This window comes from Maricaulis maris MCS10 (genome assembly GCF_000014745.1).
GTDB lineage: Bacteria > Pseudomonadota > Alphaproteobacteria > Caulobacterales > Maricaulaceae > Maricaulis > Maricaulis maris_A.
Window position 1 is genome coordinate 916,412 of the sequence record NC_008347.1, and the last position, 16,446, is coordinate 932,857.

At 63.9% G+C, this 16,446-nt stretch carries 20 protein-coding genes; 8 read left to right on the forward strand and 12 right to left on the reverse strand.

Annotation, left to right across the window (positions count from 1 at the left end):
• Nucleotides 1–121: 121 nt before the first annotated feature.
• The 6 genes from MMAR10_RS16015 to yaaA form a co-directional block, all read right to left on the reverse strand.
• Nucleotides 122–598, reverse strand: coding sequence for a TIGR02301 family protein (locus MMAR10_RS16015; protein WP_190273956.1), 477 nt, complete (start codon nucleotides 596–598; stop codon nucleotides 122–124).
• An 8-nt stretch (nucleotides 599–606) separates the two neighbouring features.
• The gene (locus MMAR10_RS04265; protein WP_011642764.1) at nucleotides 607–1,077 is read right to left on the reverse strand and encodes an NUDIX hydrolase; all 471 of its coding nucleotides are present in this window, start codon (nucleotides 1,075–1,077) and stop codon (nucleotides 607–609) included.
• Nucleotides 1,074–1,475, reverse strand: a complete 402-nt coding sequence (locus MMAR10_RS04270) for a VOC family protein (protein ID WP_011642765.1) — start codon at nucleotides 1,473–1,475, stop codon at nucleotides 1,074–1,076. The genes MMAR10_RS04265 and MMAR10_RS04270 overlap by 4 nt, the downstream gene beginning before the upstream one ends.
• The gene (locus MMAR10_RS04275) at nucleotides 1,472–2,272 is read right to left on the reverse strand and encodes a 3-hydroxybutyrate dehydrogenase (RefSeq protein WP_011642766.1); all 801 of its coding nucleotides are present in this window, start codon (nucleotides 2,270–2,272) and stop codon (nucleotides 1,472–1,474) included. Before MMAR10_RS04275 ends, MMAR10_RS04270 begins: the two co-directional genes overlap by 4 nt.
• Nucleotides 2,273–2,527: 255 nt before the next feature.
• Nucleotides 2,528–2,857, reverse strand: coding sequence for a GIY-YIG nuclease family protein (locus MMAR10_RS04280; RefSeq protein ID WP_041636774.1), 330 nt, complete (start codon nucleotides 2,855–2,857; stop codon nucleotides 2,528–2,530).
• 196 nt (nucleotides 2,858–3,053) lie between these two features.
• Nucleotides 3,054–3,845, reverse strand: coding sequence for a peroxide stress protein YaaA (gene yaaA, locus MMAR10_RS04285; protein WP_011642768.1), 792 nt, complete (start codon nucleotides 3,843–3,845; stop codon nucleotides 3,054–3,056).
• A gap of 105 nt (nucleotides 3,846–3,950) precedes the next feature.
• Here yaaA and MMAR10_RS04290 point away from each other — a divergent pair, with 105 nt between their 5' ends.
• On the forward strand, nucleotides 3,951–5,021 hold the full coding sequence (locus MMAR10_RS04290; protein ID WP_011642769.1) for an endonuclease/exonuclease/phosphatase family protein: 1,071 nt from the start codon (nucleotides 3,951–3,953) through the stop codon (nucleotides 5,019–5,021).
• Between the two features lie 273 nt (nucleotides 5,022–5,294).
• Here MMAR10_RS04290 and MMAR10_RS04295 read toward each other — a convergent pair whose 3' ends face one another.
• From MMAR10_RS04295 to MMAR10_RS04315, 5 genes are read right to left on the reverse strand one after another with little or no spacing between them, the layout of a single operon-like run.
• A complete protein-coding gene (locus MMAR10_RS04295; protein WP_011642770.1) occupies nucleotides 5,295–6,740 on the reverse strand; it encodes an FAD-binding oxidoreductase in 1,446 nt (481 codons plus the stop codon).
• 27 nt (nucleotides 6,741–6,767) lie between these two features.
• Entirely contained in the window at nucleotides 6,768–7,751 is a 984-nt protein-coding gene (locus MMAR10_RS04300) for an L-threonylcarbamoyladenylate synthase (RefSeq protein ID WP_011642771.1), read from the reverse strand.
• Between the two features lie 50 nt (nucleotides 7,752–7,801).
• Nucleotides 7,802–8,350 (reverse strand): YceI family protein, encoded by a 549-nt coding sequence (locus tag MMAR10_RS16020; RefSeq protein ID WP_011642772.1) that lies wholly within the window; start codon nucleotides 8,348–8,350, stop codon nucleotides 7,802–7,804.
• A 5-nt stretch (nucleotides 8,351–8,355) separates the two neighbouring features.
• Complete coding sequence (locus tag MMAR10_RS04310) at nucleotides 8,356–8,934, reverse strand: cytochrome b (RefSeq protein ID WP_011642773.1); 579 nt, start codon at nucleotides 8,932–8,934, stop codon at nucleotides 8,356–8,358.
• A gap of 1 nt (nucleotide 8,935) precedes the next feature.
• The gene (locus MMAR10_RS04315; protein ID WP_011642774.1) at nucleotides 8,936–9,541 is read right to left on the reverse strand and encodes a YceI family protein; all 606 of its coding nucleotides are present in this window, start codon (nucleotides 9,539–9,541) and stop codon (nucleotides 8,936–8,938) included.
• 156 nt (nucleotides 9,542–9,697) lie between these two features.
• Between MMAR10_RS04315 and MMAR10_RS04320 the strand changes: the two genes are divergently transcribed.
• Nucleotides 9,698–11,455, forward strand: a complete 1,758-nt coding sequence (locus MMAR10_RS04320; RefSeq protein WP_011642775.1) for an acyl-CoA dehydrogenase — start codon at nucleotides 9,698–9,700, stop codon at nucleotides 11,453–11,455.
• Nucleotides 11,456–11,743: 288 nt separating this feature from the next.
• Here MMAR10_RS04320 and MMAR10_RS04325 read toward each other — a convergent pair whose 3' ends face one another.
• Nucleotides 11,744–12,127, reverse strand: coding sequence for a DUF4870 family protein (locus tag MMAR10_RS04325; RefSeq protein ID WP_011642776.1), 384 nt, complete (start codon nucleotides 12,125–12,127; stop codon nucleotides 11,744–11,746).
• A gap of 222 nt (nucleotides 12,128–12,349) precedes the next feature.
• Here MMAR10_RS04325 and MMAR10_RS04330 point away from each other — a divergent pair, with 222 nt between their 5' ends.
• The 6 genes from MMAR10_RS04330 to MMAR10_RS04355 all read left to right on the forward strand — a co-directional run bounded on the left by MMAR10_RS04330 (nucleotide 12,350) and on the right by MMAR10_RS04355 (nucleotide 16,434).
• Complete coding sequence (locus tag MMAR10_RS04330; protein WP_041636776.1) at nucleotides 12,350–12,547, forward strand: hypothetical protein; 198 nt, start codon at nucleotides 12,350–12,352, stop codon at nucleotides 12,545–12,547.
• A complete protein-coding gene (locus MMAR10_RS04335; RefSeq protein WP_011642777.1) occupies nucleotides 12,544–12,864 on the forward strand; it encodes a YbjQ family protein in 321 nt (106 codons plus the stop codon). Before MMAR10_RS04330 ends, MMAR10_RS04335 begins: the two co-directional genes overlap by 4 nt.
• Nucleotides 12,865–12,872: 8 nt before the next feature.
• Nucleotides 12,873–13,625, forward strand: coding sequence for a signal peptidase I (lepB, locus tag MMAR10_RS04340; protein ID WP_233353865.1), 753 nt, complete (start codon nucleotides 12,873–12,875; stop codon nucleotides 13,623–13,625).
• A 3-nt stretch (nucleotides 13,626–13,628) separates the two neighbouring features.
• Nucleotides 13,629–14,258 carry a signal peptidase I gene (lepB, locus tag MMAR10_RS04345; RefSeq protein WP_011642779.1) on the forward strand — a complete coding sequence of 210 codons (630 nt, stop codon included), beginning with the start codon at nucleotides 13,629–13,631 and terminating at the stop codon, nucleotides 14,256–14,258.
• A 63-nt stretch (nucleotides 14,259–14,321) separates the two neighbouring features.
• Nucleotides 14,322–15,194, forward strand: a complete 873-nt coding sequence (locus MMAR10_RS04350; protein WP_011642780.1) for an SDR family oxidoreductase — start codon at nucleotides 14,322–14,324, stop codon at nucleotides 15,192–15,194.
• 61 nt (nucleotides 15,195–15,255) lie between these two features.
• On the forward strand, nucleotides 15,256–16,434 hold the full coding sequence (locus tag MMAR10_RS04355; protein WP_011642781.1) for a helix-turn-helix domain-containing protein: 1,179 nt from the start codon (nucleotides 15,256–15,258) through the stop codon (nucleotides 16,432–16,434).
• Nucleotides 16,435–16,446 lie beyond the last annotated feature (12 nt).

Below are 16,446 nucleotides of genomic sequence, written 5' to 3' on the forward strand. Positions count from 1 at the left end.
GGTGACATGTGCATTCGGCGCTGCCCGATCCTCTGCATCGTCCTGTGATGCGAGGTGCAGGAACAGTCCTGGCGTGATGAATTGGGAGGCGGGGGTGCCGGGCGTCGACGCCTGACGACGCTCAGTCGAAATAGGCCGCGCGCATCATTTCCGACAGGTCCCGGCCCCGGTGAGCCAGGGCGCGGCGTTCGGCATCGGCTTCTAGGCCGCAGCGGGTGCGATAGCGTTGCTGGGCGCGGTAGCCATCATTGAAACCCTCGATCAGACGGTCGCGCCAGCGACGGTCATCGGCGGCCTCCATGGCCAGCAGCTCGACCATCTGTTCGCGCCATTGCTGGTCGTCCGGACCGCCGCAGGCAAAGGCCAGATAGTGCAGCTCGCCCAGCGTGTAGGCCAGATAGGGCAGGGTCCGTTCGAGATCGAGCTCCTCGCGGATCTCGTCACTGATGCCGTCGTCCCGGCCGGGCTGGATGCGGGCGGCTTCATTTGTCTCCGCGACAGCAACCGGTTCCGGGCGGGCAAAGCTGCGCGGCTTCTGGGCCAGGGCCGGAGCCGCCAAAAGGGTCACCAGGACAGACATGGAGATGAGCGCGCGCATGGCGCGCATCATGGCACGGATTGTGGCGCGCTCAAGGCGGCGACAATGTCGCGGGCCCGGCCGATCACATCACGGGTCCGGTCCCATTTGGTCCGCGCGATGGCCTCGTGATAGGGGAAGAATTGCGCCTCGGTGACATCATCCGCCGCGACCGGTTCGCCGCCGGTCCAGACGCCGGCGAAGTCGACCAGCAGATAATGCCAGTCGCCCGGCTGGCCCGGCTCGCGCAGGCCGATACTGTCGATGACATCGATCAGGCCGACAATGCGTGCCGTGGTGCCGGTCTCCTCGGCCAGTTCGCGCAAGGCCGCTTCGGCGGCGGTCTCGCCATATTCGATCTTGCCGCCGGGCAGCGACCACTGGCCCTCATAGGGCGGCTTGCCGCGCCTGATCAACAGGACGTCATCGCCGCGAAAGACCACCATGCCGGCGCCCGGCACGGGCTGGCGGCGGGTCAGGTCAGGGCCGGACGTTGTCATTCGTCCGGATCGTTGGCGGCGTCCATGGCAGCGGCGGGATCATATTTTCCATTGGGCGACCAGATGGCCAGCTCATTGCCGCTGGGATCGGTGAAATGGAAACGGCGGCCACCGGGGAAGTCCTCGCGATTGATGATCGTTCCGCCGGCCTCTTCAACGCGCACTTCGGCGGCGAGGATATCCTTGGCCTTGAGGATGATCAGGCAGCCGACTGCGAAGGGCTTGTCCTCGAGCCGCAAGCCGCCATCCAGCCCGGCATTCTCGAAGGCGGCATAGGCCGGTCCGAAATCGATGAAACTCCAGCCGAAAGCGCCGGCATAGAAGGCCTTGGCGGCCTCCATGTCGGTGACCGGTATCTCGTTATAGTCGATCTTGAGAATGGCTTCGTTATCGTTCACTTGGCTGTCCATCCGCCGTCTACGCTGATCCAGGAACCATTCATATTGGCCCCGGCATCGGAGACAAGATAGAGCAAAGCGCCGGCGAGCTGCTCATAGGTGACGAATTTTTTGGTCGGCTGGGCCGCCAGCATGACATCGCGCACGACTTCATCCTCGGTAATCCCGCGCGCCTTGGCCGTGTCGGCGATCTGGTTTTCCACCAGCGGCGTCTTCACATAGCCCGGACAGATCGCATTGCAGGTGATGCCATCCTCGGCCAGCTCCAGGCCCAAAGTCTTGGTGAAACCCATCACCCCATGCTTGGCCGCGACATAGGCCGATTTGAACGGCGAGGCGACCAGACCGTGGGCCGAGGCGAGATTGACGATCCGGCCTTTTCCCTGGCGCTTCATGACCGGGATCGCCGCCTTGGCCGCATGGAAGACCGAGGTCAGGTTGATGGCGATGATGGCGTCCCATTTCTCGGCCGGGAAATCCTCGACCGGCGAGACGTGCTGGATGCCGGCATTGGACAGGAGGATGTCCAGGCGCCCGAATTCACGCTCGGCCGAGGCAACCATGTCGGCGATCTCGTCCGGCTTGAGCATATTGGCCGGATGGTAGCGCACCTCGACCCCATGATCGCTGGCGATCTTGGCTCGCAGGCTCTCGATCTCGCTCGCATCACCCAGCCCGTTGAGAATGATGTGACAGCCATTGGCCGCCAACGCCTCCGCCATCGCCGCCCCAATCCCGCTCGTCGAGCCGGTAATAATGGCCACCTGGCCCGTGAGATCAGTGCGAATGGAAGACATGAACCACCTATCAAGTTTGCGCTCGCCGCAAGAGACGGGATGGCGGCGGGGAGGTCAAGGGGTGGGGGCTTTCTTCCCCATGGGAAGGCGCTCTCCATCCACCGTCATCCCACGGTCGCGGCGCGCCGCGATCCGGGGGACCTCAGCGCTGGGGGCGCCGGGTGAAACGGGGAAGCTCGTGCGCAAGGCCCACCGGCCAGTCGAGGTCCCCCGGATGATCGCTGCGCGCTCACCGTGGGATGACGGTGGGGAGAGTTAGAGTTTGAGGCCAGGGTTGGGCGGTACGGCCCAGAGTTCGTCCCAGAGATCACGCCAGTGTGGATTGCGGTCCTCTATGAGATTGACCTTCCAGCGGCGCGGCCATTTCTTGATCCGCTTCTCGCGGCGGATGGCCTCGACGATAACGCCGTGCGGTTCCCACCAGACCAGGCTCGTGCATTTGTATTTGCGGGTGAAACCGGAAGCGCTCCCATCCTTGTGCTGCCGGACCCGCCAGAGGAGGTTGGCCGTCACACCGGTATAGAGCGGCCCATCATACCGGCTGGCCATCATGTAGACGGCAATCGTGCCTTCCCGGTCTTCCATGCAATTTATAGTAGTGCAAAACTTGTTCGCACTCAATCGATCGTCATCCCACGGTCGCGGCAAAGCCGTGATCCGGGGGACCTCAGCGCTGGGAGCGCCGGGTGAAACGGGGAAGCTCGTGCGCGCAAGGCCCACCGGCCAGTCGAGGTCCCCCGGATGCCCGCTGCGCGGTCACCGTGGGATGACGGTGGGGAGATTAAGCCGCCTTCTTCCCCGCCGCAGCTGGCTGCGGCCTTGTGAACAGCAAATCCCCTTCGCTCGAGCCCTCCGCTTCAAACCGGTAGCCGCCGAGGTCGAACTTGACCAGGTCGGCCGGGTCGGTGATGCGGTTTTCGATGGCCCAGCGGGCCATCATGCCGCGGGCCTTTTTGGCGAAGACCATGAGGGCGCGCAGCTGGCCGTCCTTTTCTTCCTTGAAGGTTGCGGTGATGACGCGGCCCTTCAGCGCCTTCCTGTCGACGGCCTTGAAATACTCGTTCGAAGCCAGGTTGAGGATGACCGGTTCGGCGGCCTCGGCCTGGAGGCCGTTGAGCTCCTTGGCGATCCGGTCGCCCCAGAAATCATACAGGCTCTCGCCGCGGCGTGTGTGCAGCTTGCGGCCCATCTCCAGGCGGTAGGGGTGGATGGCGTCGAGTGGTTTCAGGGCGCCATACATGCCCGACAGGATGCGCAGATGGCTTTGCGCCCAGTCGAGATCCTCGGCCGAGAGCGTGTGCGCCTCGAGCCCGCGATAGACCTCGCCATTGAAGGCGAAGGCGGCCTGTTTCACACCCGGCTGATCGGCGTCAAAGGCCTGGAAGCGTTCGCGATTGAGGCGGGCGAGATCATCATTGATCTTCATCATCGCCTTGATTTTCGGGGCCGTCAGCTGACGCGTCGTCTTCGACAGGATCCGCGTCTCGCCAATCAGGTCCGGCGTGGTCGCCAGCAGGTCGCGCCCGACGGCGTCGAAATTCATGTTCTTGGCGGGCGAAAGCAGAATCAGCATGGACAATCTCCTTGCCGACAAAGATAGGGCCCGGGCGGGCGCGTTGCCAGTGGCCCGCCGCCCGCTTTGGTTGTACCCTGCAGTCGCGATGCAGGGGAGACCGTGATGTCCTTCTTCTATGATCTCGACCGGTCAGATCCGGTCCAGCGCCGGGTGGCGGCCAATCTGGTCCGGTTGGGCGATGCGCTGACCGACGAAACCCTCCCGAAGACCGTCGATGATACCCTCTTGCTCGCGACCTGGAATATCCGCGAGTTCGACAGCCCGGCCTACGGCCTGCGCGGTGTCGAGCCCTATCACTATATCGCCGAGATCATCTCCCGCTTCGACCTCGTCGCGATCCAGGAAGTGCGGCGCGATACCGAGCCGCTGGAAAAACTGCGCCGCCTGCTCGGGCGTTGGTGGAAATACCTGGTGACCGATGTCACCGGCGGCTCCGAGGGCAACAAGGAGCGCATGGCCTTCCTCTATGACAGCCGCAAGGTGCGCTTTGGCGGGCTGGCCGGCGAGGTCGTGATCCCGCCGATCGAGACCCGCGATGAAAACCGCAAGCTGGTCTATACGCCGTCAAAGCAATTGGCCCGCACGCCCTATCTGGTCGGCTTCGAGACTGGCTGGTTCAAATTCATGCTGTCGACGGTCCATATCGTCTACGGCGAGAGCAAGGCGGATGACCCCAAGCGGGAGGCGGAAATCAGGGCGATCGCCCGGTTCATGGCGGCGCGCGCCAAGGAAGATCATGCCTGGGCCGAGAACCTGATCCTGCTGGGAGATTTCAACATTTTTGATCCCGGCGACGTCACCTTCAAAGCCTTGACGGAGGCCGGCTTCGTCATTCCCGAAGGCCTGCAGCAGGTCACCAATGTTGGCAAGGAGGAGCGCTTTTTCGACCAGATGGCGTTCATGACGCCAAACCTGCGCAAGGACCAGATCCTGGCGTCCGGGGCTTTCAATTTCTATGACCATGTCTACCGCCCGGAGGATGAGGCGACCTATATTTCCGACATGGGTGACGCCTATGGCACCACCTCGTCCGGCAAGCCGCGCGGCAATAAATCACTCTATTACAAGACCTATTGGCGGACCCATCAGATGTCTGACCATCTGCCGCTCTGGGCGGCGCTGAAGGTTGATTTCGGTCGTGACTATCTGGACCGGCTGGCGGGCAGTGGCTGACGAATAATCGGGGCAGGCGCCAATCGTCTCCCTCTACGCCCCGCGCTTCCGGCACAAACCCCGCCATAAACCGCTTGCCGAGAGACCGCCGTATCCGGGTCTTCAGGTCAAGGGCCCGTCGGGCCGCTTCGCGGTTTCACCCTTGAGCTGAAGAAGCGGATACGGCCTGCTGGCTGACAAGCGATCTATGGACAGCTCCGCGCAGGAGCGCCGCGGTCATGACCGAATAACCGTTGGCTCTACCGATACCTGAAGGGCCAGCCCCAGCAATCGCTACAGCAAGACCCGCGGATTCATGATCCCCTTCGGATCGAGCGCGGTCTTGATCGCTCGCATCACCGCGACATCGACCGGTTTGCGGGCGGCCAGTTCGGCGCGTTTCAAAATGCCGATGCCGTGCTCGGCCGAGATCGAGCCGCCGAAGCTGTCGACGAGGTCATAGACCAGGCGCGAGAGCGGGGCGGCCTGGGCGATGAAATCATCATCGGCACCGGTTTCGCGGGCGGCGACGTTGAAATGGACATTGCCGTCGCCGACATGGCCAAAGGCGATGACCAGTGCGCCGGGAAACGCCGCTTCGACAGCTGTCGTCGCCTGGGCCATGAAGGCCGGCATTTTCGAAACCGGGATCGAAACATCGTGCTTGACCGCCTTGCCATGGGCCCGTTCGGCCTCGGCGATGGTCTCGCGCAAGCGCCAGAAGTCATGGATCTGGCTGTCATTTTCGGCGATGGCGGCATCGGCGATGAGACCGGCCTCAAAGCCCTGACCCAGCGCATCTTCCAGCGTCTCGCGCGCGCCGTTGGCGCGGCCGAAACTCATTTCACACACCACATACCAGGCGTGTTCGCCTTCCAGCGGATCGCGGGTTCCGGGGACGTGTTCCAGCACCATGTCCAGCGCCATGCGCGGCATCAGTTCAAACGCCGTGACGGCGCCGCCGGAGACCTGTTTGGCGAGGCCGAGGAATTTGACCGCATCCTCGGCGCTGGCAAGACCGCAAAAGGCGACCTCCATGCGGGCCGGGCGCGGAAAGAGCTTCAGGGTGGCCGCCGTGATGATGCCCAGCGTGCCTTCAGCGCCGATCAGCAATTGCTTGAGATCATAGCCGGTATTGTCCTTGCGCAGGCCGGTGAGGCCAGACCAGATCGTGCCGTCGGGCAGGACGGCCTCCAGGCCCAGAACCAGTTCGCGGGTCATGCCATAGCGCAGCACATGCACACCGCCGGCATTGGTCGAGATCAGCCCGCCAATCATCGCCGAGCCTTGCGAACCCAGCGAGAGCGGGAAGAGGCGGTTATGGTCGGCGGCCAGGGTCTGCAGGTTTTCCAGCACGCAGCCGGCCTCGACCGTCATTGAGTCATTGTCGACATCGACCTCGCGCACGCCGGTCATGCGCTTGAGCGTCAGCAGCACTTCGCCCATCGGCGTCGCGGCACCGCACAGCGAGGTATTGCCGCCCTGCGGTGTGATGGCGACACCGGCCTCGTGACACAAGCGGACACAGGCGGCGACTTCCTCGGTATTGGCCGGTTTCAGAAGGATCGGCGTCGCGCCCTGATAGCGGCCGCGCCAGTCGGCAATGTGCGGGGCGAGTTCATGCGCGTCCTGCGACCAGCCCTTGGGACCGAGGACCTGCTTGAGCTGGGCGGTGAGGCTGTCGGGCAGGGCTCGGGCGGCGGGTGTCTGGGTCGCGGTGACGGTTTCGGTAACAGGCATGGCGGGCAGGTCCGGTTGGTCGATGGGTCAGATCAGGTCGTCTTTTGGCGCGGCGGCGCGTTGCAGCCGGTCATTGATGGCTTCACCCAAGCCTTCATCGGGGATGGGCGCAACCGCAATTCGTGTGGCGCCGCGGGCGTCGAGGGTCCGCAGGGCGGCGAAAAGACCGGTCGCGGCCTCGGCGAGGTCGCCGGTCTCCGACAGGTTGAGGTCGCCGGAAATGGTGCCAAAGCCCAGCAGGACTTCACCGGGCTGTGCCGTTTCAGCGCCCAGTCGCATGGCCGCATTCGGCGCGTAATGGCTTTTCATCATGCCGGGGGCGAGCAGGGCCTCGCCATCGCCGGCATCGGCCAGCCGGCCGGTAATGGCCTCGATCTGGCGCCGGGCCAGCCCGCCCGGCCGCAACAAGGTCGGCGTGCCGCCCAGGAGGGCGATGACGGTTGATTCCAGCCCGACCGGGCAGGCGCCGCCATCGAGGATGAGGTCAATCCGGTCACCCAGGCCTTCGGCGACATGGGCGGCGGTGGTCGGGCTGACAGCGCCGGACGGGTTGGCGCTGGGGGCGACAAGGGGGCCGTCAAAGGCCCGGATCAGGGCCTGGGCGGCGGCATGGCGCGGCGCGCGCAGCGCGATCGAGTCGAGGCCGGCATTGGCGATGTCGGCGATCGGCGCGTCCGGGCGTTTGGGCAGGACAAGGGTCAGCGGGCCGGGCCAGAAGCTTTCGGCCAGCTGGTCGGCCAGATCGGGCCAGCCGGCCAGCCGCCAGGCCATGTTGGGGCCGGCAACATGGGCGATCAGCGGGTTGAAGCGCGGCCGTCCCTTCGCTGCATACAGGCGCGCCACGGCATCAGCATTGCCGGCATCGGCGGCGAGGCCATAGACCGTCTCGGTCGGCATGGCGACAAGGCCGCCGGCCTTGAGGATGGCCACGGCCTCCTCTATCACGGCCGGATCGCTGGCCGGTTTGATCGGGGCGGGTTTGCTCAAGGCGGGTTGCATGGGGGCGCTCATGGCGATGAGCTACTCCCCAATTCGCCTGTCATGCAAGCCCAAGCCGCAAGTCAGTCCGCCGCATCCGCTTCAATATGGAGAACCATCGAAACTTCGGCGGCGGCCGAGCCCCAGCTCGATCCACCCACGCCGAACTCGGAGCGGATGATGACGAAGCTGGCATCGGCGACGGCGCGGCCGTCGGCGATGTCGAGCGTGAAGGGCATCACCAGTTCACGCTCGGTGCCCCGTATGGTCATCACGCCATGGGCCTCATAGCCGGTATCGGTGGCGCGGATATCGTCGGAGACAAAGCTCGCCGTCTCGTAGTCGGTCGGGTTGAGACCGGCATTGGACAGCATGCTGTCATCCATCTGGCGATTGCCGGTCGAGCCACTGGCCGTCGTCACGCTGGCAATGATGCGGGCTGCGTCGAGATCGGCCGGATCGAGCGTGATCTCGGCCGTCCAGCTGTCGAATTCGCCTGACACCGAACCGCCGGAGACGGTGGTCTCGAAACCGACCGATGAGACGTCAGGGTCGATGGTCCAGTCCTGGGCCATTGCCGGCACGGTGAGGGCGGCCAGCGCGGTCAGGGCAATGAGGGTTGTACGCAACATGGACGTCAGCCTTTCAGGAAGGGGATCATGCGGGCCATCAATCCATCCTTGTTGATGAACTGGTGCTTAAGGGCTGCGGCGACGTGCAGGCCGGTCAGCACGAAAATGGCCCAGCCACCGGCCCCGTGCAGGCTGGCGGAGATGGACTGGAAACCTTCGGTCTGCGGGACCGGGAGTTTGGGCAGGACGAGATCGGGATTGTTGAACAACAGGGTCGGTGGCTCAGCGGCCGAGGCGGCGATCAGGCCGCCCAGCGGCATGCCGATCATGATGGCGTAGAACGCCCAATGGGTCCCGGTCGCGGCCAGTTGTTCCCAGCGCGTCATGCCGTCGGGCAGGCCGGGCCCCGGATGGGTGAGCCGCCAGGCGAGGCGGGCCAGCGACAGAAACAGGACCAACAGGCCGGTCGTCTTGTGGGCGTTATAGGCGAACTGGACCTCACCAATCGAGACATCCTCGCCCGCAAACAGGGCGTGTTTGAGATCTTCCATGTGCCAGGCATAGAAGACCATGCCGATCAACATCGCCGCGATGACCCAGTGCAGGGCGATAGCGACGCCTGTGTAGCGTGTGGTGGTGCTCATCTCAGTCTTCCTCTCTCAGGAATTCGGCTTCGATCAGGATACGCACGGTCGGGCCGACAATGCTGTGTGGCAAATTGCCGACATTGAACATGTCGCGGTCCAGGTGTCCGTCGGCGCTGAAACCCAGAGCCGGGCGCCCTTCAAGCCAGTTGGTCAGCCCGCCATTGAAGGTGACGTTGAGCGTGACCGGATTGGTGACCCCATTCAGGGTCAGCTCACCCGTGACCTGGCCGGTAGTCTCACCCGTCACGTCGATCTGCGTTGTGCGGAACAGGATCTGTGGATGCTGGCCGGCATTCAGCCAGTCGGACGCCAGATCGGCGTCGAAGTCCGGATCGCCGGTGGAGACGGACGCCGTCTCGATGATTGCCGTCATCCGGGCAGTCCCGGGCGCCGCCGGATCGAAATCCAGCGTCGCGTCGAAGTCATCGAAGCGGCCCGTATACCAGCTCAGCCCCATATGCTGCACCTGCCAGGTGAGGCTGGCATGACCCGGATCGAGCGACCATTGCCCGGCGGGCAGGCGCTGCGGGTCGGTTGTCGGCGTCAGGCAGGATGCCAGCAAAAGGGCAGTCATCGGGGCCAGGAGGCGGAGCAGACGGGTCATCATTGCCACCATATGACGGCATTGGCCGTCGCGATAAAGCCACACCTTGCGCCGGGATGGGCATTTCACTGTTTCCGGATTCGCATCATGCGGGCGAGACGCTATGTTCCCCTCCGCACAAGAAATGCCGAACAGGCAGTCACAAGGAGGTTGGTCATGTCCTATCGCGCCCCGCTCGATGAGATGCGTTTCACACTGGAAGAAGTGGCTGCCGTTGAAGGCCTGAAGGCGACTGGCGCCTTTCCGGATTTTTCCGCCGATCTGACTGTCGCGATCCTCGATGAAGCGGCGAAGCTGGCCGAGAATGTATTGGCGCCGCTCAACAAGGTCGGTGACGCCGAACACTGCAAGCTGGCCGATGACAAGGTGACCACGCCGACCGGCTTTCCCGAGGCCTACGCGCAATTCGTTGAAGGTGGCTGGCAGGGTCTGCAATTCTCGACCGACAATGGCGGCATGGGCTTGCCGCGGGCGCTGGGCGTGACGGTGCTGGAAATGATCCAGGGATCCAACCTGTCCTTCGGCCTCGGCCCGATGCTGACCTATGGCGCCATCGAGGCGCTGATCGAGCACGGCACCGATGAGCAAAAGGCGATGTATCTGCCCAAGCTGATCACCGGCGAGTGGTCGGGCACAATGAACTTGACCGAGCCGTCGGCGGGTTCCGATGTCGGCGCATTGCGCACCAAGGCCGAACCCAATCCGGATGGCAGCTGGGCCATCTCCGGCCAGAAGATCTTCATCACCTGGGGCGATCACGACTGCGCCGAGAACATCATCCACCTGGTGCTGGCCCGCACGCCGGGCTCGCCGGACGGCACCAAGGGCATCTCGCTCTTCATCGTGCCGAAAGTCCTGCCCGACGGTTCGGCCAATTCGCTCAAGGCGATTGGCCTGGAACACAAGCTGGGCATTCATGGTTCGCCGACTTGCACCATGGAATATGCCGGTGCGACCGGCTGGCTGATCGGCGGCGAGAATGCCGGCATGCGCTGCATGTTCACGATGATGAACTCGGCCCGCCTCAATGTTGGTGTCCAGGGTGTCGGCATTGCCGAGCGCGCCTACCAGCAGGCACTGGCCTATGCGTCCGACCGCAAGCAGGGGCGTGCCATCGATGCCGAGGGACCGGCGCCGCACGCCATCATCCATCATCCCGACATCAAGCGGACCCTGTCCCTGATGAAGGCCAAGATCGCTGCCGCCCGCGCCATCTGCGTCTCCTGCGCGGTGGCCGCCGACCTCGCCTATCATGGCGATGAGGACGAGGAAAAAGCTGCTGCCAAACGGCGCGAGGAACTCCTGACGCCGATCGCCAAGGCCTGGTCGACGGATGTCGGTGTCGAGGTTGCCTCGGCCAATATCCAGGTCCATGGCGGGATGGGCTATATCGAGGAAACCGGCGCCGCCCAGCACCTGCGCGATGCCCGCATCACCCCGATCTATGAAGGCACCAACGCCATCCAGGCCATCGACCTGGTCGGTCGCAAACTCTCCATGGCCGATGGCGCGGCTTTCGATGAGCTATACGCCGATATCGACCAGACTATCGAAAGCTGCCTGACATCCTCCCATCCCGACCTTCCGCCGCTCGGCGAGCGTCTGCGCGACAGTCTGGAAGCCCTGCAGGAGGCGGCGGACTGGCTGGCCGAGGCCGACATGAAGGACCGCCTGGCCGGCGCCACGCCTTTCCTCACCCTGGCCGGGGAAACGGTCGGCGGTTGGCTGTTGTGTGTTGGTGCCGTCTCTGCCCGTCGCCGCCAGAAGGAGAATGTCGGTGATCCGGCCTTCGCCGCCCAGCGCATCGCCCTGGCCAATTTCTACGCCGAAGCGGTGATGACCCTGGCCCCCTCGCGTGTCGATGACATCACCATGGGCGCCGACATGATCGACGAGGTCGGGTTCGGGCTTTAGGAGCGTATCTTTTCCTCCCTGCATGGTGGAGAGAAAAATCGCCTTCCATCCCCCTACATTTTTTCCGGAGGCGCGCCGCGCCATCCGGGACCGACGGGAGACTCATCGCTTGCCAGACAGGCCAGTCGGTCCCGGCTCTCCGCCCCGCTTTTGCGGGGCTGCGGCCGGGAAAAACGGGTTTGAATTGCGGAGGCGGTAGAGGCACGGCTGAGAAACGTAGCGCTTGCCCCCGCCTTGCGTCCGGCCTTCGCCGGACATGCAGCGGGGATGACAAGCTTGATCTGGGCCTCAGACAAACATCGCGTCGGCGTCCGGGTGGCCGCGTCCGTCGAGGAGGCGGATCAGGCCGACGACGCCGCGGACGAGGACCCACAGCCAGATCAGGGCCAGGCCGATCAGGCCGAAGGGTGACAGGATCACGGTCATGATCATGAAGGTGCACACGATGATGCCCAGCACAGCCGTCCAGAATGACTTGATCTGATAGGTGTAGTGCGATTGCAGCCAGTGCGGCGCCCGCTCGCGGCGGGCATAGGCGATGATCACCGCCAGGATGGTGGAGATGCCGATGATGTTGCCGATCAGGAACAGGACATAGTTCAGCCCGGCGAAAAGCTTGTCGTCGCGGTCTGAAGCGTGGCTGTTGCCGGGTTCGATGATCGTCTCTGACATGATGCAAATCTCCTTGTCGGCCAACTTGCCAGACCGGGAGCTGCGGTCCAAGCGGGAAGCCGTCCGGGTCAATCCCCTGCGTCCCGCGTGCCACGCTGTCAGCTTAAAATTCCGTCATTGGCAGGCGGGCTTCTTGGTAATGGCGCGAATTCGACGTATCGAAGTGGCTTGTTTGTCAGGTCAGGTCCTGTTCAGCCAATGTTAGGCAGAATACTCGATATCTTGATCCCGGTTTTGCTGCTGGGCGGGTTGCTGGCCTATCTGGCCCTTATGGCGATCGGATTACTGAGCGGTTGGCATCTGCCCTATCCGGCCAGTTTCTGGTGGCTCGCGGCGACCGGATGCCCGGCACTGGGCGTGGCATTGATTTATTGGCGGGGCCAGTCGGATGGACCTGCCCTGCAAGGGGAAGAGACATGAGCCTGATCGTCACCATGGGTGAGACCGTTCCGGGTCGCGAGATCGACCGAGTGGTCGGCCTGGCCCGCGGCAATGTCGTGCGGGCCCGCTTTTTCGGCCGTGATTTCATCGCCGGACTGCGCAATCTGGTCGGCGGCGAAGTCCCCGAATACACCAATCTTCTCTCGGAATCGCGCGAACAGGCGCTCGACCGCATGGCGAAACATGCCGAAGAGCTGGGCGCCGACGCCATCATCTCCGTCCGCCTGACCACATCATCGGTCATGGAAGGCGCCGCGGAAATCCTCGCCTACGGTACGGCTGTCAAACTGAAATGAGTCCTTTGATGAAGCGTCTTGCGGGCCGTGCGGCCGATGAAATCATGGAAACCGTGCGGTTCATCGGCGGTGTCGTCGCCGTCTGGCTGGGTCTTGTGACCTTCGGCTTTGCGGCCTTCCACATCCCGTCGGAAAGCATGCAGCCCTCGCTGGAAGTCGGCGATCGGGTGCTGGTGTCCAAATGGGCCTATGGCTATTCCGTTCACTCCCTGCCGCTGGGGATTGGCTATGTGCTGCCCGACAGCTGGAATGGCCGCATCGGCTGGTCGCAGCCGCGCCGTGGTGATGTCGTGGTCTTCCGCGACGAGAACCAGACGCCGCCGCGAAACCTCATCAAGCGCGTCACCGGTGTGGCCGGTGATGTGATCGAAGTGCGCGAAGGCCGTCTCTACATCAATGGCGAGGTCGCGCCGCGCATGCTGGAAGATATCCGCACCTATCGCGAGGACCGGACTGGCCAGCCGGTGACGGTAAGCCATTATACCGAGATCCTGCCGGGCGATCGCGATCATCCGATCTATGAGCGGACCGACGATTATCATCTGGACGATTTCGGGCCGGTCACGGTGCGTCCGGGGACTGTCTTTGTGATGGGCGACAATCGGGACGCCTCCAGCGACAGCCGCGCCTCCGGCGGGCCGGGCTTTGTGCCGCTGGAAAATGTCGTCGGCCGGGCCGAGACAGTCCTGTTCACGCTGGAAAGCTGTCGCCGCGAGCAGGGGCTTTATTGCCCGCGCGGCCGGGTCTGGGGCGGGCTGTAGGCCATGTGGCGCTGGGTTGCGGGTCTGGGTCTGATTGTTTTCGGCCTAGCCTCCAGCCTGTTCTCCAGCCTGGCCCTGTTTTCCACGCAGGCGATGAGCATGATGCCGGCCGTCGAGCCCGGACAGCGTTTCATCGTCAACAAGCTGGCCTATGGCTACAGCACGGTCAGCCTGCCGCTGGTCGGTACCCGGCTTGATCCGAACAGGCTGGTTGCCGGACCGGCGCCGCGGCGCGGTGATATCATCGTTTTCCTGGACACGACGCAGAGCCCGGCGCGGACGATTGTCAGCCGCGTCGCTGCCGTGGCGGGTGACGAAGCCGCCTATGATGGTGGGCGCCTTGTCATCAATGGCGATTATGTCCAACGCGACGCACTCGGCCCGGAGACGCTTGTCACCCGGGGCAGGCCACAACAGGTGACCCGATATCGCGAAACGCTTCCCGGTGGCATGTCACACGAGATTTTCGAGCTGGGTGATGAAGGACCGATGGATCAGACCTGGCCCGTTACCGTGCCGGAGGGCCATGTCTTCGTGCTTGGCGACAATCGGGATCAATCTCGTGACAGTCGCGCTCCGGGCGGCCCGGGCATGGTCCCGCTGGCGCGCATTCTGGGTCGTGTCAGCGACTAGTCTGGCGCCAGCTCCGGCACCGCTCTAGTCTCTTCCCAAATCACTCAATCGGGGAGAGGGCGCATGAGCCTCAAGGGAAAGACGATTTTCATCACCGGCGCTTCGCGCGGGATTGGTCTGGCCATTGGCGAGCGCTGTGCCCGTGATGGCGCCAATATCATCATCGCCGCCAAGTCCGACACGGTCGATCCGCGTCTCGAGGGCACGATCCACACTGCCGCCGCGGCGATCGAAGCAGCCGGCGGACAGGCGCTGGCGGTCAAGTGTGATATCCGTGACGAAGCCCAGGTCGAAGCGGCAGTGGAGGCCGGGGTCGAGCGCTTTGGCGGTATCGACGCCGTTATCAACAATGCCTCCGCCATCTATCCGCGGCCGACGGCTGACGTACCGATGAAGCGCTATGACCTGATGCATCAGGTCAATGGCCGCGGCACTTTCCTGACCACGCAGAAATGCCTGCCGCATCTGATGAAGGCGGAAAACCCGCACATCATCGCCCTGGCGCCGCCGCTCGACATGCGCGGCCTGTGGTTCGGACCGCACGTCGCCTATACCTCGGCGAAATACCAGATGAGCCTGTGCATCCTGGGCTGGGGCGAGGAGTTCAAGGGCAAGATCGGCGCCAATGCGATCTGGCCGCGTACTGCGGTCGCCACCGCCGCGATCTCGAACGTTTTGGCCGGCGAAGAGGCGATGAAGAGTTGCCGCAAGCCGGAAATTCTCGCTGACACCGCCTATGCCGTCCTCAACAAGCCGGCGGCGAGCTTCACCGGCAATTTCATCATCGATGACAGCTTCCTGTGGGATGAGGGCGAGCGCGATCTCGACAAGTATTCCTACGATCCGTCGATCGAGCTCCTGCCCGACTTCTTCGTGCCGGAAGAGCCGGCTGCGCCTCCGGGCGTGAAGATCATGGCGATCCCGGCGGCACACTGAGCCGGCTCGCGACAATCCCCGGTCATTGCTCCAGGCCCCGATTTGGCGCAAAACGGACGCAATGACCGACACTTTCCTCACCATGGCCTATGCCATCGCCGCCGGATCGATCGGCTTTGCGCTGGCCATCGCGCTGACCCGTGGCGGTCAGCGCGGCGACCGGTCCTTGTATTTTTGCCTGGCGCTGATCGCGCTGCTGGCACATGTGCTCGGCCAGCTGGTCATTGTCACGGGCGCCTACCGCTATGCGCCGCACCTGGTCGGGGCTGACCTTGTGTTCAAGATGGTGCTGGGCCCGGCGGTCTACTTCTTCGCCCGTGCCCTGATGTCGACGGATAAGCCGCGTTTTGGCGGCTTCGACTGGCTGGTGCTGCTCGGCCCGGTGCTGGTCCTTGTCGCGACCCTGCCCTTCGCCAGCCTGAGCGCCGAACAGAAGCTCGCCCTGGCCGACCCGGCGACCCGAAATCCCGACCACTTCCGGATCGCGCTCTACACCTGCACTGCGTCGCTGGTCATCTTCCTGGCCTTCACCGGTTGCTACCTCGTCGCCGCGCTGAGGCTGCAGGTGCGTCACAGGCGGCGCATGTTGGAAGAGTTTGCGAATGTCGAACGCAAATCCCTCGACTGGCTGCGTACCATCCTGCTGGTATTCGCCGGCGCCTGGACGTTTTTCGCCATCAAGCAGGTCCTGTGGGTCACCGGTACGTCCATCCCGGCCTTCAACATTGCCTTGGCCTTCACGGAAACCCTTGCCATCGCGGCCTTTGCCTATCTCGGTGTGCACCAGCCCGAGCTGCCCTCCGAGCGGAATACCAAGGACAGGGCGAGCACAGCCGACGCGTCAGCCAGACGCCCGATCCTGACCGAACAGCGCATGAGCCGGACGGCCGCGAAACTGGTCGGCGCGCTGGAGGCCGACAAGCTTTACGCCGACAGTGATCTGTCGCTGCGCAAGCTGTCCGACATCACGGGCGTCACCAAGAACCATATCTCCGAGACGCTATCCCAGCATCTCGGCGTCAATTTCTTTGACTTTGTGAACAGCCACCGGGCTGACGAGGCCAAGCGACTTCTGAGCGAGACCGAGCTGAATACGCTGGAAGTCGCCTTCGAGGTCGGGTTCAACTCCCGGTCGACCTTCAACGCGGCGTTCAAGAAACATGTCGGCGCACCGCCGAGCCAGTATCGGGCCGAGGTGCGCAGCGCCGGGCCGCGAGACCTGGAAAACGCCCTCCACTGACACACGTCGATG